Annotated in this window: 21 protein-coding genes; 9 read left to right on the forward strand and 12 right to left on the reverse strand. The window is 73.0% G+C overall.

Annotation, left to right across the window (positions count from 1 at the left end):
- Positions 1–396: 396 nt before the first annotated feature.
- On the reverse strand, positions 397–1,362 hold the full coding sequence (locus tag OYE22_RS08680) for a tetratricopeptide repeat protein (protein WP_277319864.1): 966 nt from the start codon (positions 1,360–1,362) through the stop codon (positions 397–399).
- A gap of 317 nt (positions 1,363–1,679) precedes the next feature.
- Here OYE22_RS08680 and OYE22_RS08685 point away from each other — a divergent pair, with 317 nt between their 5' ends.
- The 3 genes from OYE22_RS08685 to OYE22_RS08695 all read left to right on the forward strand — a co-directional run bounded on the left by OYE22_RS08685 (position 1,680) and on the right by OYE22_RS08695 (position 5,195).
- Positions 1,680–2,405 (forward strand): TetR/AcrR family transcriptional regulator, encoded by a 726-nt coding sequence (locus OYE22_RS08685; RefSeq protein ID WP_277319865.1) that lies wholly within the window; start codon positions 1,680–1,682, stop codon positions 2,403–2,405.
- A 58-nt stretch (positions 2,406–2,463) separates the two neighbouring features.
- The gene (locus tag OYE22_RS08690; RefSeq protein ID WP_277319866.1) at positions 2,464–3,807 is read left to right on the forward strand and encodes an alpha/beta hydrolase; all 1,344 of its coding nucleotides are present in this window, start codon (positions 2,464–2,466) and stop codon (positions 3,805–3,807) included.
- Between the two features lie 116 nt (positions 3,808–3,923).
- Entirely contained in the window at positions 3,924–5,195 is a 1,272-nt protein-coding gene (locus OYE22_RS08695; protein WP_277319867.1) for an alpha/beta fold hydrolase, read from the forward strand.
- A 109-nt stretch (positions 5,196–5,304) separates the two neighbouring features.
- Here the strand turns inward: OYE22_RS08695 and OYE22_RS08700 are convergent, their stop codons facing one another.
- The 6 genes from OYE22_RS08700 to OYE22_RS08725 form a co-directional block, all read right to left on the reverse strand.
- On the reverse strand, positions 5,305–7,005 hold the full coding sequence (locus OYE22_RS08700; RefSeq protein WP_277319868.1) for a methylmalonyl-CoA mutase family protein: 1,701 nt from the start codon (positions 7,003–7,005) through the stop codon (positions 5,305–5,307).
- 220 nt (positions 7,006–7,225) lie between these two features.
- Positions 7,226–7,558, reverse strand: a complete 333-nt coding sequence (locus OYE22_RS08705) for a DUF3817 domain-containing protein (protein WP_277319869.1) — start codon at positions 7,556–7,558, stop codon at positions 7,226–7,228.
- 64 nt (positions 7,559–7,622) lie between these two features.
- Positions 7,623–8,240, reverse strand: a complete 618-nt coding sequence (locus tag OYE22_RS08710; protein ID WP_277319870.1) for a MarR family transcriptional regulator — start codon at positions 8,238–8,240, stop codon at positions 7,623–7,625.
- Between the two features lie 163 nt (positions 8,241–8,403).
- Complete coding sequence (locus tag OYE22_RS08715; RefSeq protein ID WP_277319871.1) at positions 8,404–9,660, reverse strand: alpha/beta hydrolase; 1,257 nt, start codon at positions 9,658–9,660, stop codon at positions 8,404–8,406.
- A 90-nt stretch (positions 9,661–9,750) separates the two neighbouring features.
- Complete coding sequence (locus tag OYE22_RS08720) at positions 9,751–10,047, reverse strand: MTH1187 family thiamine-binding protein (RefSeq protein WP_277319872.1); 297 nt, start codon at positions 10,045–10,047, stop codon at positions 9,751–9,753.
- Positions 10,044–10,388: a DUF3817 domain-containing protein gene (locus OYE22_RS08725; protein WP_176164194.1), complete on the reverse strand. Its 345-nt coding sequence runs from the start codon at positions 10,386–10,388 to the stop codon at positions 10,044–10,046. Before OYE22_RS08725 ends, OYE22_RS08720 begins: the two co-directional genes overlap by 4 nt.
- Positions 10,389–10,574: 186 nt before the next feature.
- Between OYE22_RS08725 and OYE22_RS08730 the strand changes: the two genes are divergently transcribed.
- From OYE22_RS08730 to OYE22_RS08745, 4 genes are all read left to right on the forward strand, one after another.
- Positions 10,575–11,213 (forward strand): AIM24 family protein, encoded by a 639-nt coding sequence (locus tag OYE22_RS08730; protein WP_277319873.1) that lies wholly within the window; start codon positions 10,575–10,577, stop codon positions 11,211–11,213.
- Entirely contained in the window at positions 11,213–11,863 is a 651-nt protein-coding gene (locus OYE22_RS08735) for an AIM24 family protein (RefSeq protein ID WP_277319874.1), read from the forward strand. Before OYE22_RS08730 ends, OYE22_RS08735 begins: the two co-directional genes overlap by 1 nt.
- Positions 11,860–12,558, forward strand: a complete 699-nt coding sequence (locus OYE22_RS08740; RefSeq protein WP_277319875.1) for an AIM24 family protein — start codon at positions 11,860–11,862, stop codon at positions 12,556–12,558. The genes OYE22_RS08735 and OYE22_RS08740 overlap by 4 nt, the downstream gene beginning before the upstream one ends.
- Positions 12,559–12,648: 90 nt before the next feature.
- On the forward strand, positions 12,649–13,125 hold the full coding sequence (locus OYE22_RS08745) for a MarR family transcriptional regulator (RefSeq protein ID WP_176164191.1): 477 nt from the start codon (positions 12,649–12,651) through the stop codon (positions 13,123–13,125).
- 65 nt (positions 13,126–13,190) lie between these two features.
- Here the strand turns inward: OYE22_RS08745 and OYE22_RS08750 are convergent, their stop codons facing one another.
- The 3 genes from OYE22_RS08750 to OYE22_RS08760 all read right to left on the reverse strand — a co-directional run bounded on the left by OYE22_RS08750 (position 13,191) and on the right by OYE22_RS08760 (position 16,624).
- The gene (locus OYE22_RS08750) at positions 13,191–14,084 is read right to left on the reverse strand and encodes a nucleotidyltransferase domain-containing protein (protein ID WP_277319876.1); all 894 of its coding nucleotides are present in this window, start codon (positions 14,082–14,084) and stop codon (positions 13,191–13,193) included.
- Between the two features lie 193 nt (positions 14,085–14,277).
- Positions 14,278–15,969, reverse strand: a complete 1,692-nt coding sequence (locus tag OYE22_RS08755; RefSeq protein WP_277319877.1) for a HAMP domain-containing sensor histidine kinase — start codon at positions 15,967–15,969, stop codon at positions 14,278–14,280.
- Positions 15,962–16,624 (reverse strand): response regulator transcription factor, encoded by a 663-nt coding sequence (locus OYE22_RS08760; RefSeq protein ID WP_277319878.1) that lies wholly within the window; start codon positions 16,622–16,624, stop codon positions 15,962–15,964. The genes OYE22_RS08755 and OYE22_RS08760 overlap by 8 nt, the downstream gene beginning before the upstream one ends.
- A 122-nt stretch (positions 16,625–16,746) precedes the next feature.
- Here OYE22_RS08760 and OYE22_RS08765 point away from each other — a divergent pair, with 122 nt between their 5' ends.
- On the forward strand, positions 16,747–17,268 hold the full coding sequence (locus OYE22_RS08765; protein ID WP_277319879.1) for a PepSY domain-containing protein: 522 nt from the start codon (positions 16,747–16,749) through the stop codon (positions 17,266–17,268).
- Between the two features lie 296 nt (positions 17,269–17,564).
- Here the strand turns inward: OYE22_RS08765 and meaB are convergent, their stop codons facing one another.
- Together meaB and OYE22_RS08775 are read right to left on the reverse strand one after the other, a co-directional pair.
- Positions 17,565–18,521: a methylmalonyl Co-A mutase-associated GTPase MeaB gene (meaB, locus tag OYE22_RS08770; RefSeq protein WP_277319880.1), complete on the reverse strand. Its 957-nt coding sequence runs from the start codon at positions 18,519–18,521 to the stop codon at positions 17,565–17,567.
- Between the two features lie 90 nt (positions 18,522–18,611).
- Positions 18,612–19,814 (reverse strand): acetyl-CoA C-acetyltransferase, encoded by a 1,203-nt coding sequence (locus tag OYE22_RS08775; RefSeq protein ID WP_277319881.1) that lies wholly within the window; start codon positions 19,812–19,814, stop codon positions 18,612–18,614.
- A 141-nt stretch (positions 19,815–19,955) separates the two neighbouring features.
- On the opposite strand from OYE22_RS08775, the gene mce reads away from it, so the two are divergent.
- A complete protein-coding gene (gene mce, locus OYE22_RS08780; RefSeq protein ID WP_176164185.1) occupies positions 19,956–20,396 on the forward strand; it encodes a methylmalonyl-CoA epimerase in 441 nt (146 codons plus the stop codon).
- Positions 20,397–20,473: the final 77 nt, after the last annotated feature.

Raw genomic sequence — 20,473 nt, forward strand, 5'->3', positions numbered from 1 at the left:
GGCCCTGCCGCGCGGGCAGAGACCCCCCTGTCCTAAGACCGGCTCGACTGCCGCCGGCCCGCTCGGTGGGGACCCACGAACCCTCATCCCCGGCTGGCTGCCGCGGCGTTGGAATGGACCGAGCTTGGCCGATCGTGGTCCATCCACGGCTTCGACACAAGGGGTTCATTACTTGCGAGTAACGCCCGGATAACCGAAGCGGCGCTGGCCGATATCGGCCGCACACACAGGGTCGCCGGGCAAGCGCCGGAAAGTAACGGATAAGCCGTTAAAAACCAGACATAAGGCCGGCGTTCACTTACTACGAGTAACAGCGGTCGCGATTACCAAGTTTTGGTAAAGCGCGACCGCTGCTTCGTTTGGATCAGTGTGTGTCGACGGTGTGAAAGAACGGCGTCAGAACAGCACGCGAGCGAGCGCGCCACGCGCGGTGACGACTCGCGGGTCGTCGGCGCCGATCACCTCGAAAAGCTCCAGCAACCGCAGTCGGGCACGCTCCCGGTCGTCACCCACCGTCCGCTTGACGAGGTCAACCAGTCGCCCGAAGGCGTCCTCCACGTGCCCGCCGACCAGGTCGAGGTCGGCCGCCGCGAGTTGCGCGTCCACATCGGTCGGGCGGTCGGCGGCGTCCTTGCGCACCTGCTGCGCGTCCAGTCCCTGCACCCGGCCCAGCAACTGGGCCTGCGCGAGGCCCAGCCTGGCCTCCGCGTTGCCCGGGTCGTCGGCCAGCACGTTCTGGTACGCGCGCTCGGCGCCGCCCAGGTCGCCCGCGTCCAGGGCCTGGTGCGCGGCCGAGAGCGCCGCGTCGTGCGGGCCGGGGGGCTGCTCGGCGGCCTCGGGGAGGTCCGCGATCGCGTCCGGGTCCACCGGCGCGCCGACGATGCCGAACTGCTGCTCGGCGGCCTGGATGAGCTGGTCGAGCACCTGCCGGATCTGCGCCTCGGGGGCCGCCCCCTGGAACAGCGGCACCGGCTGACCCGCGACCACGGCGAAAACGGCCGGAATGCTCTGCACACCGAACTGCTGGAAGAGCGCCTGGTTCGCCTCGACGTCGATCTTCGCGAGGACGAACCGGCCCGCGTACTCCTGCGTGAGCCGCTCCAGGATCGGGCTGAGCTGCTTGCACGGCCCGCACCAGTCGGCCCAGAAGTCGATGACGACGGGGACCTCGGTGGAGCGCTGGAGGACCTCCTGCTGGAAGCCCGCCTCGTCAACGTCGATCACCAGTCGCACGGAGCCGGGGGCCGCGCCCCCCTGGGCCGACCGCTGGGCCCGTGCCTGCTCCGCCTTCTGCTTGGCCTCCCCGGCCGCCTTCACAGCGGCGAGGTCGACTACTCCCATGGGCAAATTCCGTGGCTGCATGAGTACATCCTCCCCCCTCCGCGCGGCGATCGGAAAACACTTCGCGTCATGCGCGCACCGGGCCCCCGTCGACGCTCCGCCGGCGTGCGGAGCGAGGGAGCGGGCCCAGCGGTGAGGCCCCGGGGGCCTCGGGTGCGAGCGCCGGGTCCCCACCCGGGCGCCGCACGCTGTCTTTGGCGTGGCTGCCACTCTTTCGCTACGAGTCGTAGCGTAACTGTCAGCCCCCAGCCGCCGACAAGGCGTTCGAACGATACGGTTCGTGATCTCGCTCACGACGCTCCACTCCACACTGGTTACCCGGGGGTAAGGTCGCCCGCATGCCGTGTCCCACGCACCGCCGCCGCACCGGCCGTACCGGTCGGCCTCGCAGCACGGAGGCCAACCGGGCGATCCTCGACGCGACCCGCGCCGCGCTGGTCGAACTGGGCTGGGGGAAGCTCACGATGAGCGACGTCGCGGCCCGGGCCAAGGTTGCGAAGACCACCCTCTACCGCCGCTGGGCGGGCAAGAGCGAGCTGGTCGTGGACGCGGTGGCGGACCTGTTCGACGAGCACCTGGAGCTGCCCGACCGGGGCAGCCTGCACGCCGACGTGGAGGGCGTGGTCCTCCAGTTCGCCGCGCTCCTGGAACGCCCCGAGACCAAGACGGCCCTGATGGCCGTGGTCGCCGAGTCCACCAGGGACGAGGCGCTGCGCGACCGCATCCGGTCGGCCATCGTGGAGCGGCAGAAACGGCTGGTTCTGCTCGGCCGCGAGCGCGCCCAGGCCAGAGGCGAACTCCCCTTCGACGCCGACCCGTCGGTGGCCGCCAGCCAGGCCGACCTGATCTTCGACCTGATCGCCGGCACGGTCGTACACCGAGCCCTGGTCAGCGCCGAACCGGTGGACGCCGAGTGGGCCGCCACCTTCAGCACCCTGGTGGTCAGCGGCGTCCAGGCCACCCTCGGCGCCGCCGGCACCGCCACCGCCGCCGGCGCCACCACGAACGCCGCGCCGCCCGTGACCAACCCGTCCCGCGACCCGGCCGAATCGCCGTCGGGCTGACCGCCGAACGGCCGGATGGCGCGTATGCCGCGACGCCGGGAGGGGGCACGCTCCCGGCATGACCCGACGCCACCTCGTACCACTGCCGACCGCCGCGCCGTGGCGCGGACCCCGCCGCGGCGCGACCACGGTCGCCGCCGCCCTGCTCGTGGCCGCCTGCGCCGCGCCCGCGCTGGCCGTCCCGCCCCCGCCGCGCCCCACCGCCCCGGTCCCGGCCCCGGCCCCGCTCGCGACAGCGGCCCCGCTCGCGACCAGCCCGGCCACCACCGACGCGGGCGCGGGCGCCCACGCCCGGTACGGCCGTGGCACCCTGCGGTCGGTCACCCCGCTGGCGCGCCTGTCCCGGGACGAGGTCGCCCACGCCGTCGGCGAGCACGGTGTGGACGTCTCCTCCGTACGCCACGGCATCGCCACCCACCGGATCGAGTACGCGACCATCACCCCCACCGGCGAACCCACCACCGCGTCCGCCCTGCTCACCCTCCCCGACGGCGGCGGCCACGCGCTGTCCACCGTCGCCGAGTTGCACGGCACCGTCGCCCACCGCGAGGACGCGCCCTCCGTCGGCGACAACGTCACCCGGCTCGGCGCCTACCTGTACGCGGCCGGCGGCCGGGCCACCGTGGCCCCGGACTACCTGGGCCTGGGCACGAGCCCCGGCACCCACCCGTACATGGACACCGCCTCCTCCGTCTCCGCCTCGCTGGACGCGCTGCGCGCCGCCCGCACCGCCACCGCCCGCCTCGGCCGCGCGCTCACCGGCGAGGTGCACGTCACCGGGTTCTCGCAGGGCGGCCAGGTCGCCATGGGCCTCGGCCGCGCACTCGCCCACGGCGCCGACCGGCACCTGCGCCTGCGCTCGCTGACCCCGGTCAGCGGCCCTTACGACATCGCGGGGCAGGAGCTGCCCGCGATCTTCGACGGCCGCGTCGACGACGGCTCGGCCGTCTTCTACCTCGCGTACTTCCTGACCGCCCAGAACCGGCTGCACCCCCTCTACGACGACCCGCGCGAGGTCTTCCGCCAGCCGTACGCGGACCGGATGGAGACGCTGTTCGACGGCGAGCACAGCGACGAGGACGTCGCGCGCGGCCTGCCGGCCACGGTCGACGCCCTGCTCACCGAGGAGTGGAAGGCACGCCTCCAGCACCCCACCGGCACCCTCGCCGAGGTCATCGAGGGCATCGACGGCACCTGCGCGTGGCGGCCCCGGGTGCCGGTGCGGCTGCACACCGCCGCCGGCGACCGCGACGTACCGACCGGCAACACCACCTCGTGCGCGAGCGAGCTGCGTCGGCGCGGCGCCCACCCGGAGGTCGTCCGGCACGGCGACGTGGACCACCTGCGCGGCTACCTCGGCGCGCTCTCCGACAACGCGCGCTGGCTGGCCCACCACGGTTAGCGGCCGATCATCCGTCAGGTTGAGGCGCGCACCACCGCTCCCCTACGGGAAAGGCCCACCATGATCCGGGGGCTACCCCGATGGTGGCGCGGTGCTCGGTGACCAACCATCGGATCATGACCTCACGCAGCAGTCGCACCCCTTCCCGCGGCGGCATCGGACTGACCGCCGTCGCCACCGCCGTGCTCGCCGCCGTGTGCGCGGCCCCGGCGCTGGCCGCTCCGTCGGCGGCGACCACCGACCGACCGGAGACGACCCGCGCCGGGCAGCCGCACGGCGACCGGGCGCGCGGCACCCTGCTGTCGGTGACCCCGCTCCAGCAGGTGACGCGCGAGGAGGTCGCCCGGGTCGTGAAGGCCAACGGCACCGACGCGTCCACGGTGCGCTACGGCGTCTCGACGTACCGCCTCACCTACGCGACCATCACCCCCACCGGCGAACCCACCACCGCGTCCGCGCTGTTCGCCCTCCCCGACGGCGGCGGCAAGCGGCTGTCCACGGTGGCCGAACACCACGGCACCATGGCCTTCCGGGGTGGCGCGCCCTCCACCGGCGACGACTTCTCCACGCTGGCCGCGTGGCTGTACAGCGCGGGCGGCCGGGCCACCGTCGCCCCCGACTACCTGGGCCTTGGCACCGGTCCCGGCACCCACCCGTACGTGGACACCGCCTCCTCCGTCTCGGCCTCCGTCGACGCGCTGCGGGCCGCGCGCCAGGCCGCCGCCCAGCACGGCCGCACGCTCACCCGCGACGTCCACGTGACCGGCTTCTCGCAGGGCGGCCAGGTGGCCATGGCCGTGGGCCGCGAGCTGAGCCGGGGCGTGGACCGACACCTGCGGGTGCGCTCGCTGGCCCCGGTGGCCGGTCCGTACGACATCGCGGGGCAGGAACTGCCGGCGATCTTCGACGGCCGCATCGACGACGGCTCGGCCGTCTACTACCTCTCGTACTTCCTGACCGCGCAGAACCGGCTGCACCACCTCTACGACGACCCGCGCGAGGTCTACCGCGAGCCCTACGCCTCGACCGTGGAGACGCTGTTCGACAACGACCACACGGAGGAGGAGATCGCCAAGGGGCTGGCGCCCGACATCAAGGCGCTGCTCACCGACGAGTGGGCCGAGCGGCTCAAGCACCCGACCGGCAAGCTCGCCGAGGTCATCGAGCGCAACGACGGCGTCTGCGACTGGGCGCCCACCGCGCCGGTGCGGCTGCACACCTCCACCGGCGACCGCGACGTGCCCATCGGCAACACCACCTCCTGCGTCAGGTCGCTGGCCGAGCACGGGGTGCGGGCCAAGGTGACCGACCACGGCGACCGCGACCACGGCGACACCTACCTGCGCGCGATCGGGCAGAACGCGAACTGGTACGCGCGCCTGGGCTGAGCCGCCTGGGCCCAGCCGCCGGGCACCGGCCGGTGACGCGCCGGAGGCGGCCCGCGCACCCCGTCGGGTGTGCGGACCGCCTCCGGTCTCGCTGTCGGTGGGCCGCCGGTCAGAAGCCCACGGGCTCCGTCCAGCCGCCCCACTCCTCGCGGAGCACGCCGCAGATCTCGCCCAGGGTGGCCTCGGCGCGGACGGCGGCGAGCATCGGCTCGATCATGTTGGAGCCGTCCCGCGCGGCGGCGAGCATCGCGTCCAGCGAGGCGGAGACCACGGCCTCGTCGCGCTCGGCCTTGCGCCCGCCGAGCACCCGTACCTGCTCGCGCTCGACCTCGTGACTGACCCGCAGGATCTCCAGGTCGCCGGTGACCGAGCCGTGGTGGCAGTTGACGCCGACGACGCGCTTCTCGCCCTTCTCCAGGGACTGCTGGTACTGGAAGGCGGACTCGGCGATCTCGCCGGTGAACCAGCCGTCTTCGATGCCGCGCAGGATGCCGGAGGTGATCGGCCCGATCGGGTGCTGCCCGTCGGGCACCGCGCGCCGGCCCCGCTCCTTGATCTGCTCGAAGATCTTCTCCGCGTCGGCCTCGATCCGGTCGGTCAGCGCCTCGACGTACCAGGAGCCGCCCAGCGGGTCGGCCACGTTGGCGACGCCGGTCTCCTCCATCAGCACCTGCTGGGTGCGCAGCGCGATCTCGGCGGCCTGCTCGCTGGGCAGCGCCAGGGTCTCGTCCAGGGCGTTGGTGTGCAGCGAGTTGGTGCCACCGAGCACGGCGGACAGCGCCTCGACGGCCGTGCGCACCACGTTGTTGTACGGCTGCTGCGCGGTCAGCGAGACGCCGGCGGTCTGGGTGTGGAAGCGCAGCCACTGCGCCTTCTCGGAGGTGGCGCCGTACACGTCGCGCATCCAGCGCGCCCAGATGCGGCGGGCCGCCCGGAACTTGGCGATCTCCTCGAAGAAGTCGAGGTGCGCGTCGAAGAAGAAGGACAGCCCCGGCGCGAAGGTGTTGACGTCCAGGCCACGGGAGAGCCCCAGCTCCACGTACCCGAAGCCGTCGGCCAGCGTGTAGGCCAGTTCCTGCGCGGCCGTGGCCCCGGCCTCGCGGATGTGGTAGCCGGAGACGGAGAGCGGCTTGTACGCCGGGATGTGCTGGGCGCAGTGCTCCATCAGGTCGCCGATGAGCCGCAGGTGCGGCTGCGGGGGGAACAGCCACTCCTTCTGGGCGATGTACTCCTTGAAGATGTCGGTCTGCAGGGTGCCGTTGAGCACGCGCGGATCGACGCCCTGGCGCTCGGCGGCGACCAGGTACATGCAGAACACGGGCACGGCGGGCCCGCTGATGGTCATGGAGGTGGTCACGTCGCCGAGCGGGATGTCCTTGAAGAGGATCTCCATGTCGGCGGCCGAGTCGATGGCCACGCCACAGTGCCCGACCTCGCCGAGGGAGCGCTCGTCGTCGGAGTCGCGGCCCATCAGGGTCGGCATGTCGAAGGCGACGGAGAGGCCGCCGCCGCCCGCGTCGAGGATCATCTTGTAGCGCTCGTTGGTCTGCTCGGCGTTGCCGAAGCCGGCGAACTGGCGGATGGTCCAGGTTCGGCCCCGGTAGCCGGTGGGGTGCAGGCCACGGGTGAAGGGGAACTCACCGGGCCAGCCGATGCGGTCGAAGCCCTCGACGGTGTCGCCTGGCGCCGGGCCGTACACCGGCTCGACGGGGTCTCCGGAGAGCGTGGTGAAGTCGGCGTCGCGCTTGCGTGCCGCGTCGAACCGGGCCTGCCAGCGACGGCGGCCCTCCTCAATGCCTTCGGCGTCCATGCCAGCAAATTTACTTGGACGTCCTAGTAATTGTCGATGCCGAACCGCGTCACGCCGCCGTTCGGCGCCCGGCAGCGGGCGCCGAAGTGGGCATCGGCCCAGGTGGCGGCGGTTTCGAAGGCGGGTGGACGGATTCGCGGGGGGCCAGCCAGTGAGACGGCGCCGGCCGACCGGTGAGAGCCGTTGAGGCGTCGGCGCCAGCCACGGCCCGCGCCGCCGCTCAGGCCCGGGCGGGCTCCGTCTCCGGGGCCTCGATCAGCGGCTCGACGTCCTGGGCGACCTTGCGCTCGACGAAGAACGCGGCCGTCGGGATGGTGCCGGACACCAGCACCCACAGCAGCCGGCCAAACGGCCACCTGGCCTTCTGCCCCAGGTCGAAGGCGAAGATCAGGTAGATGATGAACAGCACACCGTGGATCTGCGAGATGACCAGGGTCGCGTCGGCGCCCTTGTCGAAGCCGTACTTGAAGATCATGGAGGTGCAGAGCACCAGCAGCATCACGGCGGTGATGTAGGCCATCACCCGGTAGCGGGTCAACACGCTTCGCTTCATGAGATCGAGCGTAACCGCCCGTACCGGACGGATCTTGGCCGGCCCGGGTCGGGGGCGCGGTGGTTCAGCGCGGCGTGGAAGCGGCGGCGTCATGGGCGGTCTGGGGGCCGGTCGCGGGGGCGCTGTCGGGGCCGGCCCCGGCGGCGGTGGTGCCGGTCGTCACGGGCCCGGCGGCCTCGGCGGCGAAGTCGCCGGACGCCACGCGCAGTGGGCGCAGCAGGGCGAAGATCTCCGCGCACTGCCGCGCGTCGTAGGCCCCGAGCCCGAACTCCATGTCCATCAGGTCCTTGGTGGCGGCCTCCACCACCTCGCGCCCCTTGTCGGTGATCGAGGCCAGGGTGCCCCGGCCGTCGTTCGGGTTCGGGCGCTTGGCCACCAGGCCCGACCTGACCAGCCGGTCCACCGTGTTGGTGACCGAGGTCGGGTGGACCATCAGTCGCTCGCCGATCTTCGACATGGGCAGCTCGCCGGCCTGGCTGAAGGTGAGCAGCACCAGCGCCTCGTAGCGCGCGAAGGTCAGCCCGTACGGCTTGACCACCGCGTCGACCTGGCCCAACAGGATCTGCTGGGCGCGCATGATCGAGGTGATGGCGGCCATCGACGGCGTGGAGCCCCAGCGCTCCTGCCAGAGTTCGTCGGCCCGGGCGATGGGATCGAAGGCGAGACTGAGCGGTTTTGCCACGCCACCGACCCTACCGGCCGGTCATATGGCGGTCAGCCCCGTCTCAGACTTCGGGCGCCGCACCCCGCCGGCCGACGGGACGGGGCGCGGCGCCCGAAGGGGCCGGGCCCTGGCGGGACGGCCGGGCCCGGACTGGGGCCGTGGCGGGGCCCGCCGGGCGGCGTCAGCCCTTGCGCTCGAAGACGACCTCCGGGTTGGCCGGGCTCTCCCCGTCGAGCAGCGGCTGCGGCACGCCGCGCAGGTGCTGCTCGAAGAAGGCGGCCACGTAGGCGCGGGTGATCTGCTGGGAGCGGGTCCCGGAGAGCGGGGCCATCGGGTCTGTGTAGCCGAACTGCTCGGCCAGGACGGGCCAGTCGGTGAAGCTGAGGTGGCCGGCGTCGGTGACGGTCAGCCAGCGCTTCCAGCCGTCCAGGCGCTTCCAGCCGTCCTCCCAGGAGGTGTCCTCCGGGTCCGGCGGCATCACCTTCGGGTCGCTGCCGACCAGCATGAACGGCCGTCCGTCCAGGCCCTGGTCGGGGATCGGCGTGAAGAACGTGCCGTCCAGGTTGACCCCGGCCCGCACCCGCGGGTCGGCGGCCATCGCCGCCGCGGTGCCCGCGCCGCCGATGGAGTGGCCGGCCATGCCGATGCGCCGGTCGTCGATCAGGTCGGCGTGCCGCCAACTGGCCTTCGGCCCGGACAACTCGTCCAGCAGGAAGGAGACGTCCTTGGCCCGGCCGTCGGAGACCCGGCGCAGGTCCCCGGTCGGGAGCACCTGGTCGCAGGAGACGCAGTCGAGCAGGCGCCCGCCGGGGAAGCTGGAGCCGCCCGACTCGTACGCGTGGTCCACGGTGGCCACCACGTAGCCGCGGCTGGCCAGGTCCTCGGCCAGCACGGTGAGCGAGGAGCGCTGCATGGTGTACCCGGGCGAGAGCACCACCAGCGGGTAGGGGCCGCCGGCGCGCAACGGCCGGGCGTCCTCGCGGCCGTTGGTGCGGGTGGAGCTGAGTTCGCGGGGCGTGAGGAGCTTGCCGATGTCCGGCTGGGCGTCGAGCACGGCCTTGGCCTCGGCGTGGGTCTCGTAGCCGGCCCGGCTGCCGGTTCCGGGCCTGGCCGGGTAGTAGACCGAGGTCATCAGCTCGCGGTCGGCGGTCGGGACCCAGGGGTCCTTGCGGTGCTCGTCCACGAGGTGGAGGGTGTCGCGGCCGACGGCGTACGGGCCGGTGGGGCGCGGGAGCGCGAGGCGGATGCCCTTCCTGTGGTGCTGGGCGTCGCCGGTGGCCCGGGCTCCGGGCGCGAGATCGGCGAACGGGGCGGCCCGGTCGGCGGTCAGCGCACCGGGAGTCCGCTGGTCGGCCGAGGCCGTGCCGGTCAGGGTGGCCGGCACGGCGATGGCCAGGGTCACGATCGCGGTCGCCAGACCGCGGGTGATCTTCTTCATGACCGTGACACTAGGTCAGGTGAGGAGGGCTTCACGTCCTACCTGGGTCGCACGTTTCCGTACGACCTGAGGCCGGGTCGGGCCGTGTCGTCAGCCCTCGGTCAGGTGTCGTTCGACGGTCTCCACCTTCGAGGTGAGCCCGTCCACGACGCCGGGCCGAAGGTCGGCCTTGAGCACCAGGCTGACGCGCGGGGCGCGGGCCTCGACCGCGGCGACGGCCCGTCGGACGACGTCCATGACCTCGTCCCACTCGCCCTCGACGGAGGTGAACATCGCGTCGGTGCGGTTCGGCAGACCGGATTCACGCACCACGCGCACGGCGTCGGCGACGTACTCACCGACGTCCTCGCCGACGCCGAGCGGGGTGACGGAGAAGGCGACGATCACGCGTTGACGATCCCTTCCTTGCGGGCCCGGGCCGCGATGACCCCGGCCTCGGCCTCGCGCTTGAGCTTGCGCTCGGCGAAGAAGCCGCCGGTGGGCAGCACGGAGAGCACGAAGTACAGGGCGGCGGTGCCCACCGGCCACTTGGTCCGGTTCCAGGCGTCGGCCCAGAAGATCACGTACAGCACGAACAGGATGCCGTGCACGGCGCCCATCACCGGCACTGCGTTGAAGTCCGTGGTGCGCTTGAGGACCGAGCACACGAGCAGGAGCAGGAAGGAGATGGCCTCCGGCGCGGAGACCAGGCGGAGCCGGCGCAGGGCGGAGGCGGTCTTGATGTCCACGGGGGCACCTTCAGTCACGAGGGCGGGACGGGCACCCCTTGTGCCCGTCTTCACAAGCCCTGCCATTGTGACAGTTACCCGGACGATCACTGCCCCGGGGTCCGCGCCGCACCGCGCCCACCAGCGGGTGCCCGCCGGCCCGGTGGGACCTGTGCGGTGCCGGTCGCGAGCGATAGCGTCCCCTGTGTGGCTCACTTTCGGCTCCACGGGAGCAAGGTCCTCGCCGTCGACCTGACCGGTGACACCGTCAAGGCCAAGAAGGGCTCGATGGTGGCGTACGACGGCGAGATGACCTTCAAGAAGAAGACCGGCGGCGGGGAGGGCCTGCGGGGGATGGTCACCCGGCGGCTCACCGGCGAACAGATGGAGGTCATGGAGGTCAAGGGGCACGGCACCTGCTACTTCGCCGACCGGGCCAGCGAGGTCAACCTGGTCACGCTGCACGGCGAGAAGCTGTACGTCGAGGCGAGCAACCTGCTGTGCGTGGACGGCGCCCTGCGCACCGGCACCACGTTCACCGGGCTGCGCGGCGCCTCCCAGGGCAACGGCCTGTTCACCACGACCGTGGAGGGCAGCGGGCAGGCCGCGCTCGTCTCGGCCGGCGAGGCGGTCGTGCTGCGCGTGACGCCCGAGTACCCGCTGCGGGTGGACCCGGGCGCCTACGTCGCGCACACCGGCCGCCTCCAGCAGCACTTCCAGTCGGGCGTCAACTTCCGGACGTTGATAGGCGAGGGTTCCGGGGAGGCGTTCCAGATCCGCTTCGAGGGCGAGGGCCTGGTGTACGTACAGCCCAGCGAGCGCGACACGGTCGGCGGTGAGGTCTGATGCCGTTCACGATGGTCAACTCGCGGATCGTGGAGGCCGCGATCGCACCCGGGCAGACGATGTTCAGCCAGCGCGGGGCGATGCTCGCCTACCGGGGCGAGGTCGCGTTCACGCCGAGCATCACCGGCGGCCAGGGCGGCGTGATGTCGATGATCGGGCGCCGGGTGGCGAACGAGGCGACGCCGCTGATGACGGTGGAGGGCAGTGGCACGGTGCTCTTCGGGCACGGCGGCCACCACGTGCAGGTGGTCGACCTGAGCGGGGACACGCTGTACGTGGAGGCCGACCGGCTGCTCGCCTTCGACGGCACGCTGCGCCAGGGCACGATGTTCATGGGCGCGCAGGGCGGCGTGATGGGCATGGTGCGCGGCCAGGTCTCCGGGCAGGGCCTGTTCACCACGACCCTGGAGGGGCACGGCTCGGTGGCGGTGATGGCGCACGGCGGGGTCGTCGAGCTGCCGATCAGCCCGGGCCGCGAGGTCCACGTGGACCCGCAGGCGTACGTCGCCCACCGCGGCAAGGTCCGCAACAAGCTCACCACCGCGATCGGCTGGCGGGAGCTGGTCGGCCGCGGTTCGGGCGAGGGGTTCCAGCTCGCCCTGTCAGGCACCGGCACGGTGTACGTCCAGGCGTCCGAGGAGAAACTGTGACCGGTCCTGTCGTCTTCGACGCGCACTCGCTGCCGGCCAGCGACAACGTCAACGCGTACGCCTTCAGCGTGGCGCTCGACGGCCAGTGGTTCCTCCAGCGGGGCAAGATGATCGCGTACTACGGCGACATCGACTTCCACGGCGTGGGCCTCGGCCGGCTCGACCGGCTCATCGCCCGCAGCTTCCACTCCCCCCTGCACGCCGCCGACTGGGTGGTGGCCGAGGGGCGCGGGAAGATGGTCCTCGCCGACCGGGCCTTCGACGTCAACTCGTACGACCTCGACGACGGGAACCTGACGATCCGGTCCGGCAACCTGCTCGCCTTCCAGCCGTCCCTGTCGCTGAAGCAGTCGATCGTGCCCGGTTTCCTGACGCTGATCGGCACCGGCACGTTCGTCGCGGCGTCCAACGGGCCCGTGGTCTTCATGGAGCCGCCGCTGCGCGTGGACCCGCAGGCCCTGGTGGGCTGGGCCGACTGCCCCTCGCCCTGCCACCACTACGACCACCAGTACCTACGGGGCTTCCTCGGTGGTGTGCGGGCGCATACCGGATTCGGCGGAACCTCCGGCGAGGAGCACCAGTTTGAGTTCGTGGGAGCGGGCACCGTGCTCCTGCAGTCAACGGAGCAACTCATGGCCGAGATCGCCACCGGCGCCTCCCCCGACCAGGCGGGGGTACCGGTTCGTGATCGGTAGCCTGCGGAGTGTAACGTCGAACGCGTGACCTCAAGCAGCCGCATACATCCATTGGTTCAGAATTCAACTTCTTTAGGTAGAATCAATCACATGGAGACCGAGACCGGCACCAACTGGCTCAACGACGAGGAACAGCGCGCCTGGCGCGCCCACCTGGACGTCAGCCGTCTGCTCATGCACCAGCTCGAACGGGATCTGCAACCGTTCGGCCTGACGAACAACGACTACGAGATCCTGGTGAACCTCTCGGAGTCCGAGGACCACCGGATGCGGATGAGCGACCTCGCCGCCGCCACCCTCCAGTCCAAGAGCCGCCTCTCCCACCAGATCACCCGGATGGAGAACGCGGGCCTGGTCCGCCGCGAGAACTGCGAGTCGGACCGGCGCGGACTGTACGCGGTCCTCACCGACCGCGGCTGGGAGACGATGCGCGAGGTCGCCCCGCACCACGTGGCCTCGGTGCGGCAGCACTTCATCGACCTGCTCGGTGCCAGCGGGATCGACGCGCTCTACGGTTCGCTCGCGCCCGTCGCGGAGCACCTGCGCACCCGACGCAAGATCGGCTAGGGCTCGCGGTCGGTCCCGTCGGGCGGCCTCGCCCGACGGGACCCCGCCCAGCGGGCGAACAGCCCTCAGCGGGCCGCCTCGAACAGCTCCCGCGCCCGCCCGACCGCCCGGCCCAGCGCCGCCGGCTCCGGGTCCAACCCGGCCACCAGCGCGTCGACCGGCCGCAGCCCCGCCCGCTGGAGCAGCCGCTTCTCGTTGGTGATCCACTCGCCCCGGGCGGCGAGCACCGCGTGCGCGGTGTACGCGGCGGCGGTCGCCAGGGCCCCGGCCACCTCGGTGAGCTGACCCCGCCGGGCGTACGCGGCCTCGGCGTACGCCAGCGTGTGGGTGGCCCGCTCGCGCCAGATGGGCGGGGCCGCGGCGCGCAGCGCCGCCGGGTAGGCGGGGCGGGGCAGGGTGCCGCGCAGCACCCGGTTGCGGGCGAGTTCGGCGACCACCAGGTAGCTGGGGATGCCCGCGAGGTGGAACATCAGCGGCTCCCAGCGGAACCGTCCCTGGCGGGCCTCGGCCACCTCGTGCTCGACGGCGCCCAGGTCCCGGTAGTGGACGTCCACCCGGCGCCCGTCCACGGTGAGCCAGGCGCCGCCGTTGAAGACGCCGCCACCCCAGTCGCCGATCCCCGACACCTCGCCGGGCCAGCCGACGGCGCGCAGGTCGGCCGGATCGAAGCCGCCGCGGTAGTACACGGCCAGGTCCCAGTCGCTGTCCGGGGTGTGCGAGCCGTCGGCGCGCGAGCCGCCCAGGGTGACGGCCCGCACGGCCGGCAGGGCCGCGAGCCGGTCGGCGACATGGTCGAGGAAGGCACGGTCGGTGGCGTCGAGGCCGGGGGCGCCGTGGTCGGGGGCGTGGTTGTCAGGGGTGTGGTCGCCAGGAGCGTGATTGGCAGAAGCGTCGCGGCCGGGGCCGCCGTGATCAGCGGTGTCGCGGGCGTCGTGGTCGGGGAGCGGGGCGTCGGTCATGGTCGTCCGATCGTCGAGGCGCCGACGGGCGCGAAGGCGAGTGGAGGGGCGAGGGGGTGCGCGGGGGCGCGAGGGGGCGCGGAAGGGCGGGCGCTCCTCGCGGCACCGCGGACACGTCGAGCGGGCGCCGGAGCAGGGCTCGTACGGCGCCGGGGCATCGAGGCGTGTCAACCGTCACTACACGGTGTGGACGTTACCGGCCCGGCGCTCGGCCCGCGCCACCGGCCCCCCGCGCGCCCGGCGCGCCGGCCGGCCCCGCGCCGGGCAGCCGCACCTCGAAGCAGGCGCCGCCCGCCTCGGCCTCGCGCACCGTCAGGGTGCCGCCGTGCCGCGCCACCACATAGCGCGCGATCGCGAGGCCGAGCCCGGCGCCGCCGTCGTCGCGGCTGCGCGCGTCGTCAAGCCGTACGAAACGCTCGAAGATCCGCTCCCGCTCGGCCTCCGGCACGCCGGCCCCGTCGTCGGCGACGGCCAGCACCGCCCACGGACCCCGGGCGTCGTGCTCCCGCCGCACCGACACCTCGACCGCGCGCTCCGCGTGCCGCTGGGCGTTGTCCAGCAGGTTGCCCAGGACCCGGGCGAGTTGCCCGCGTGAGCCGCTGACGTCGATGTCGGCCAACTCGTCGGCGCGTACGGCGACCCGGTCGCCCACCCGCTGCGCCACCTCGTCGCGCACCAGTTCCGCCAGCGGCACCCGGCCGCGCACCGGCCGCTCCCCCGCGTCAAGGCGGGCCAGCAGCAGCAGGTCGGCCGCCAGGTGCTGGAGCCGCACCACGTCGGCGACCGCGCCCTCGGCGTCCAGCAGTTCCGGATGAGCCACGCCCACCTCGAGCTGGGTGCGCAGGCTGGCGATGGGGCTGCGCAGTTCGTGCGAGGCGTCCGCGACGAAGCGGCGCTGCCGCTCGACCGAGCCCTCCAGCGCGGCCAGCGTCTCGTTGGTGGTCACCGCCAGGCGCGCCACCTCGTCCCTGGCCTGCGGCTCGGGCACCCGTCGGGACAGGTCGGCGCTCGCGGTGATGGCCGCCATCTCGCGCCGGATGCCCTCCACCGGGCGCAGCGCGCGCCGGGTGACCAGCCATGTCACCGCCGCGACGACGGCGAGCAGCACCGGCAGCCCGATCAGCATCGCGCGGCGCACGGTGCCCACCGCGTCCCGCTCCGTGGCCAGCGGGGCGCCGGCGTAGACGGTCAGGGACTCGTCCAGCGGGGTCGTCACGCGGACGGCGGCGAACCGGTACTCCCGCCGCTCCCCGTCCACCGTGGCGAAGCCCTCGTGGTGGGTGGCCCCGTCGTGGATCTCGCCCTGTCCGGGCAGCACCTGGCGTGGGCTCTCGCCGCGCTCGATGGCCTCGGCCGCCTCCTCCGCCGCGTCCTCGGCGGCCTCGTCGGCGGCCTCCCGGGCCGCGTCGTCCTCGGGGTCGCTGTCCTCGTCGGCCCCCGTACGGCCCTCGCCCTCCTCCGGGGACTCCCGCCCGTCCTGGCCGTCCCGCTCGTCGGGGTCGTCGTCGCGCTCGGGGGTGCGGCTGGGGGTGGGCCGCGCGGTGGGGGTCGGGCGCTCGGGCGGGGCGACGGCGCGCACGCCGGCGTGACCGGTGCCGGTGATCCGCGTGAGGTCCTCGCTCACGGCCCGTACCCGCCCGTCCTCGTCCACCACCTGCACCGGCGGGTCGTCGTCCAGTTCGAGGCGGGCGCCGGCGGCCAGCCGGGCCGCGACCTCCCGGGCCCGCACGTCCGCCTGCAGGGTGGTCTGCTCCCGCAGGTTGTCCCGGAGCAGGCCGAGCACGACGACGCCGGCCAGCACCAGGGCCACCGCGACCACCACGCTGGCGCCGACGGTGGCGCGCGCCCTGACCGACCCGAGCGCCCCGCGCACGCCCCTAGCCACGGTCCACCAGCCGGTAGCCGGCACCGCGTACGGTCTCGATCAGCCCGGGGCCCAGCTTGCGGCGCAGCGCGCTGACGTAGACCTCGACGATGTTCGGGTCGCCCTCGTACGCGAAGTCCCACACGTGCTCCAGGATGTCCGCCTTGGAGACCACCTCGCCCGCGCGCACGGCCAGTTGCTCGAGGACCGCGAACTCCCGGGCGGTCAGCGCGACCTCGACGTCCGCGCGCCGCACCCGGTGCGCGGCCCGGTCCACCGCCAGCTCCCCCACCCGCAGCACCGGGGCCGCTCCGGTGCCGCGCCGGCGCAACAGCGCCCGCACCCGGGCGAGCAGCACGACGTACGAGAACGGCTTGGTCAGGTAGTCGTCGGCGCCGGTGTCCAGGCCCTCGGCCTCGTCGTACTCGCCGTCCTTGGCGGTCAGCATGAGGATCGGCACCTCGTTGCCGGCGGCGCGCAGCGCGGCGCAGACCGCGTAGCCGTTCATGCCGGGCAGCATGATGTCCAGCACGACCAGGTCGTACGTGCCCTCGCCGGCCCGGTGCAGCCCATCGGTCCCGTCGTGCACCACGTCCACGGCGAAGCCCTCCGCGGTCAGCCCTCGGGCCAGCGACAGGGCGAGCCGCTTCTCGTCCTCCACGATCAACAGGCGCATGCGCACAGCCTCGCAAACGGAACCTGAAGAGACCTTCAGCCGCCTTCAGCTTCCGTTCAGCATCGCCGCGCCAGTGTGGGTGATGTCAACGACCGGCCGAGCACCATCCGGGAGGAACCCTCATGAAGCGCAACCTCGTCATCGCTACCGCCGCCGCGGCGGTCCTGATCGGCGGCGGCACCGCGTCGGCGGTGGCCCTGACCCACGACGGCGACGACGCGCCCGCCAGCCCGACCCGGGCCCAGGCCGCTGACCGGGACGACGCGGACCAGGACGACACGGGCCGGGCCCAGGGCGGCACCGACGACGCGAGCGACGACCGGGACGCGCGGGATACACAGGACGTACGGGACGACAACGATGACCGGGACGACCGGGAGGACGCCGCCGAGGAGCGGGCGCTGCGAGGGGCGAAGGTCACCGCGCGGGAGGCCGTGGACGCCGCGCTGAAGGCCAGGCCCGGCACCGTGGTCGCGGCCGAGCTCGACGCGGACGACGGCGCCCGCGCGCTGTGGGACGTGGACATCCTCGGCTCGGACGGCCACTGGTACGAGCTGACGCTGGACGGCGACACCGGCAAGGTGACGCACCAGGACCGCGACGACTCCGACGACCGCGACGGCCCCGACGACTCCGACGACTGACGGTCGCCCCGCGGGCGCGCCGCCGCCCGGCGCACGCCCCGCCCGCGCCGGCAACCCGCCACCCAAGGGCCATCCTTGATGGCCGTTCAGGACCCCCAGGTCCCCGCCCGTACCCCCGGGGCGGGGCCCTGGGCCGGCGCTCTCGTGCGGGCGTACGCCCCCCGTGCGAGCGTGCGCTTCAAGAGGGGCCGCGCGGGGTGCCCGCCGCCCCGCGACGGCCTCGGCGGGCCCCGGCGACAGCCCGTAGAGCCGGCGTGCGGGACCACCGTCCGGCGGCCCGCACGCCGGCCCCCACCTCAGCCCTGGGTCAGGCCCGCGACCAGTTCATCCGCCGCCGCGTACGGGTCCAGTTCGCCGCGCACGATGCGGTCGGCCAAGGCGCTCAGCCGGCGGTCGCCGCGCAGGTCGCCGATCCGCTCGCGCAGCGCCGTGACCGCGATCGTCTCGACCTCGCGGGCCGCGCGCCGACTCCTGCGCTCGGCGAGGATGCCGCGCTCCTCCATCCACGCGCGGTGCTTCTCCAGCGCCTCCACGACCTCGTCCACGCCCTCGGCGCGCACCGCCACCGTCTTCACGATGGGAGGCCGCCAGTCGCCGGCCGCGCGCGCCTCGCCCAGGCCGAGCATGTGGTTCAGCTCGCGCACGGTGGCGTCGGCGCCCTCACGGTCGGCCTTGTTGACCACGTACACGTCGCCGATCTCCAGGATGCCGGCCTTCGCCGCCTGGATGCCGTCGCCCATGCCGGGCGCGAGGAGCACCACGCTGGTGTCGGCCTGCGAGGCGATCTCCACCTCGGACTGCCCGACGCCCACGGTCTCCACGAGGATCACCTCGCAGCCCGCGGCGTCGAGCACGCGGATCGCCTGCGGCGCCGACCAGGCCAGGCCGCCGAGGTGGCCGCGGGTAGCCATGGAGCGGATGTAGACACCGGGGTCGGAGGCGTGGTCGCTCATCCGCACCCGGTCGCCGAGCAGCGCGCCGCCGGAGAACGGCGACGACGGGTCGACGGCCAACACGCCGACCCGCTTGCCGATCTTCCGGTACGCGGTGATCAGCGCCGAGGTCGAGGTGGACTTGCCGACGCCGGGCGAGCCGGTCAGGCCCACGACGTAGGCGTTCCCGGTCAGCGGGGCGAGCGCCGCCATCACCGCGCGCAGTTGCGGGGACGCCCCCTCCACCAGCGAGATCAGCCGGGCCACCGCGCGCGGCCTGCCCTGCCTCGCCTGTTCCACCAGGTCGGGGACGTCCACCATCGTGCCGTTCTCCTTGTCGCGTGTACGGACTGGGCCGGCTCGCTGGTACGGGCCGGCCCGGCGGAGCGGGGTGCGAGCGGGGGCCGCCCGCTACTTCTTGGGCACCCGCACGATCAGGGCGTCGCCCTGGCCGCCGCCGCCACACAGCGCCGCCGCGCCCACGCCGCCACCGCGCCGCTTGAGTTCGAGGGCCAGGTGCAGCACCAGGCGGGCGCCGGACATGCCGATGGGGTGGCCGAGGGCGATCGCGCCACCGTTGACGTTCACCTTTTCCGCCGAAACCCCGAGGTCCTTCATTGACTGGAAGGCGACGGAGGCGAACGCCTCGTTGATCTCGATCAGGTCGAGGTCGGAGACGGTCAGGCCCTCCTTGCCCAGGGCGTGGTTGATGGCGTTCGAGGGCTGCGACTGGAGCGAGTTGTCCGGCCCCGCGACGTTGCCGTGCGCGCCGATCTCGGCGATCCACTCCAGGCCCAACTCCTCGGCCTTGGCCCGGCTCATCACGACGACGGCCGCGGCCCCGTCGGAGATCTGCGAGGAGCTGCCGGCGGTGATGGTGCCGGACTTGTCGAACGCCGGGCGCAGCTTGGCCAGGCCCTCGACGGTGGTGTCCGCGCGGATGCCCTCGTCCTGGCTGAAGACCACCGGCTCGCCCTTGCGCTGCGGGATCTCCACCGGCGTGATCTCGGCCTCGAACAGGCCGTTCTTCTGCGCGGCGGCGGCCCGCTGGTGGGAGCGGGCGGCGATCTCGTCCTGCTCGGGGCGGCCGATGCCCAGGCGCGTGTTGTGGCGCTCGGTGGAGGCGCCCATCGCGATGTCGTCGAAGGGGTCGGTGAGCCCGTCGTGCGCCATGGCGTCCAGCATCTGAACGGCGCCGTACTTGAATCCCTCGCGGGACTTCGGCAGCAGGTGCGGGGCGTTGGTCATCGACTCCTGGCCGCCGGCGACGATGATGTCGAACTCGCCGGCGCGGATGAGCTGGTCGGCGAGCGCGATCGCGTCGAGCCCGGAGAGGCAGACCTTGTTGACGGTGAGCGCGGGCACGCTCATCGGGATGCCCGCCTTGACGGCCGCCTGGCGGGCCGGAATCTGCCCGGCGCCGGCCTGCAGCACCTGGCCCATGATCACGTATTGCACCTGGTCACCGCCGATGCCGGCACGGTCGAGCGCGGCCTTGATGGCGAAGCCGCCCAGGTCGGCTCCGGAGAAGGTGCGCAGCGAGCCGAGGAGGCGGCCCATGGGCGTGCGAGCGCCTGCGACGATCACAGAGGTAGTGCCGGTCGTTCCAGTCATGGTGCGGCCCCTTCGGAAGCGTCAGGGATGTTAACGAGGGTTATCCGTCAATGTACTGAGCGGTACGCGACAGGTCACCGGCGCGAGGATGTGATCGCGCGCACGTTGCGTAATCGACCGTGCCGACGGTGCACTGGGGGAATGCTGACGAGAATCGACCACATCGGGATCGCCTGCTTCGACCTCGACAAGACCGTCGAGTTCTACCGTGCCACGTACGGCTTCGAGGTGTTCCACTCCGAGGTCAACGAGGAGCAGGGGGTACGCGAGGCCATGCTGAAGATCAACGAGACGTCCGACGGAGGCGCCTCCTACCTCCAGCTCCTCGAACCCACCCGCGAGGACTCCGCGGTCGGCAAGTGGCTGGCCAAGAACGGCGAGGGCGTGCACCACATCGCGTTCGGCACCGCCGACGTGGACGCGGACGCCGCGGACATCCGCGACAAGGGCGTGCGGGTCCTGTACGAGCAGCCGCGCCGCGGCTCGATGGACTCGCGGATCACCTTCCTGCACCCCAAGGACTGCCACGGCGTACTGACGGAACTGGTGACCTCCGCCTCCCCCGAGCAGACCGAACACTGACTCACCCCTCCCCCGGCCGGTAGAGTGCAAGCTCGGCCGGGGCGCGGGTTGGGGGCTCGGCCCATGCTACGCCGATG

Origin of the sequence: Streptomyces sp. 71268 (assembly GCF_029392895.1) — a bacterium.
Taxonomy (GTDB): domain Bacteria; phylum Actinomycetota; class Actinomycetes; order Streptomycetales; family Streptomycetaceae; genus Streptomyces.

What these genes read in the sequence shown, in the direction of transcription:
- OYE22_RS08695 (WP_277319867.1), top strand. Translation starts at nt 3,924, where the DNA reads ATGACCTCACGCAGCAGTCGCACCCCTTCCCGCGGCGGCATCGGACTG.
- OYE22_RS08685 (WP_277319865.1), top strand. Translation starts at nt 1,680, where the DNA reads ATGCCGTGTCCCACGCACCGCCGCCGCACCGGCCGTACCGGTCGGCCT.
- OYE22_RS08690 (WP_277319866.1), top strand. Translation starts at nt 2,464, where the DNA reads ATGACCCGACGCCACCTCGTACCACTGCCGACCGCCGCGCCGTGGCGC.
- OYE22_RS08745 (WP_176164191.1), top strand. Translation starts at nt 12,649, where the DNA reads ATGGAGACCGAGACCGGCACCAACTGGCTCAACGACGAGGAACAGCGC.
- OYE22_RS08750 (WP_277319876.1), bottom strand. Translation starts at nt 14,084, where the DNA reads ATGACCGACGCCCCGCTCCCCGACCACGACGCCCGCGACACCGCTGAT.
- OYE22_RS08705 (WP_277319869.1), bottom strand. Translation starts at nt 7,558, where the DNA reads ATGAAGCGAAGCGTGTTGACCCGCTACCGGGTGATGGCCTACATCACC.
- OYE22_RS08775 (WP_277319881.1), bottom strand. Translation starts at nt 19,814, where the DNA reads ATGACTGGAACGACCGGCACTACCTCTGTGATCGTCGCAGGCGCTCGC.
- mce (WP_176164185.1), top strand. Translation starts at nt 19,956, where the DNA reads ATGCTGACGAGAATCGACCACATCGGGATCGCCTGCTTCGACCTCGAC.
- OYE22_RS08700 (WP_277319868.1), bottom strand. Translation starts at nt 7,005, where the DNA reads ATGGACGCCGAAGGCATTGAGGAGGGCCGCCGTCGCTGGCAGGCCCGG.
- OYE22_RS08715 (WP_277319871.1), bottom strand. Translation starts at nt 9,660, where the DNA reads ATGAAGAAGATCACCCGCGGTCTGGCGACCGCGATCGTGACCCTGGCC.
- meaB (WP_277319880.1), bottom strand. Translation starts at nt 18,521, where the DNA reads ATGGTGGACGTCCCCGACCTGGTGGAACAGGCGAGGCAGGGCAGGCCG.
- OYE22_RS08735 (WP_277319874.1), top strand. Translation starts at nt 11,213, where the DNA reads ATGCCGTTCACGATGGTCAACTCGCGGATCGTGGAGGCCGCGATCGCA.
- OYE22_RS08760 (WP_277319878.1), bottom strand. Translation starts at nt 16,624, where the DNA reads ATGCGCCTGTTGATCGTGGAGGACGAGAAGCGGCTCGCCCTGTCGCTG.
- OYE22_RS08765 (WP_277319879.1), top strand. Translation starts at nt 16,747, where the DNA reads ATGAAGCGCAACCTCGTCATCGCTACCGCCGCCGCGGCGGTCCTGATC.
- OYE22_RS08680 (WP_277319864.1), bottom strand. Translation starts at nt 1,362, where the DNA reads ATGCAGCCACGGAATTTGCCCATGGGAGTAGTCGACCTCGCCGCTGTG.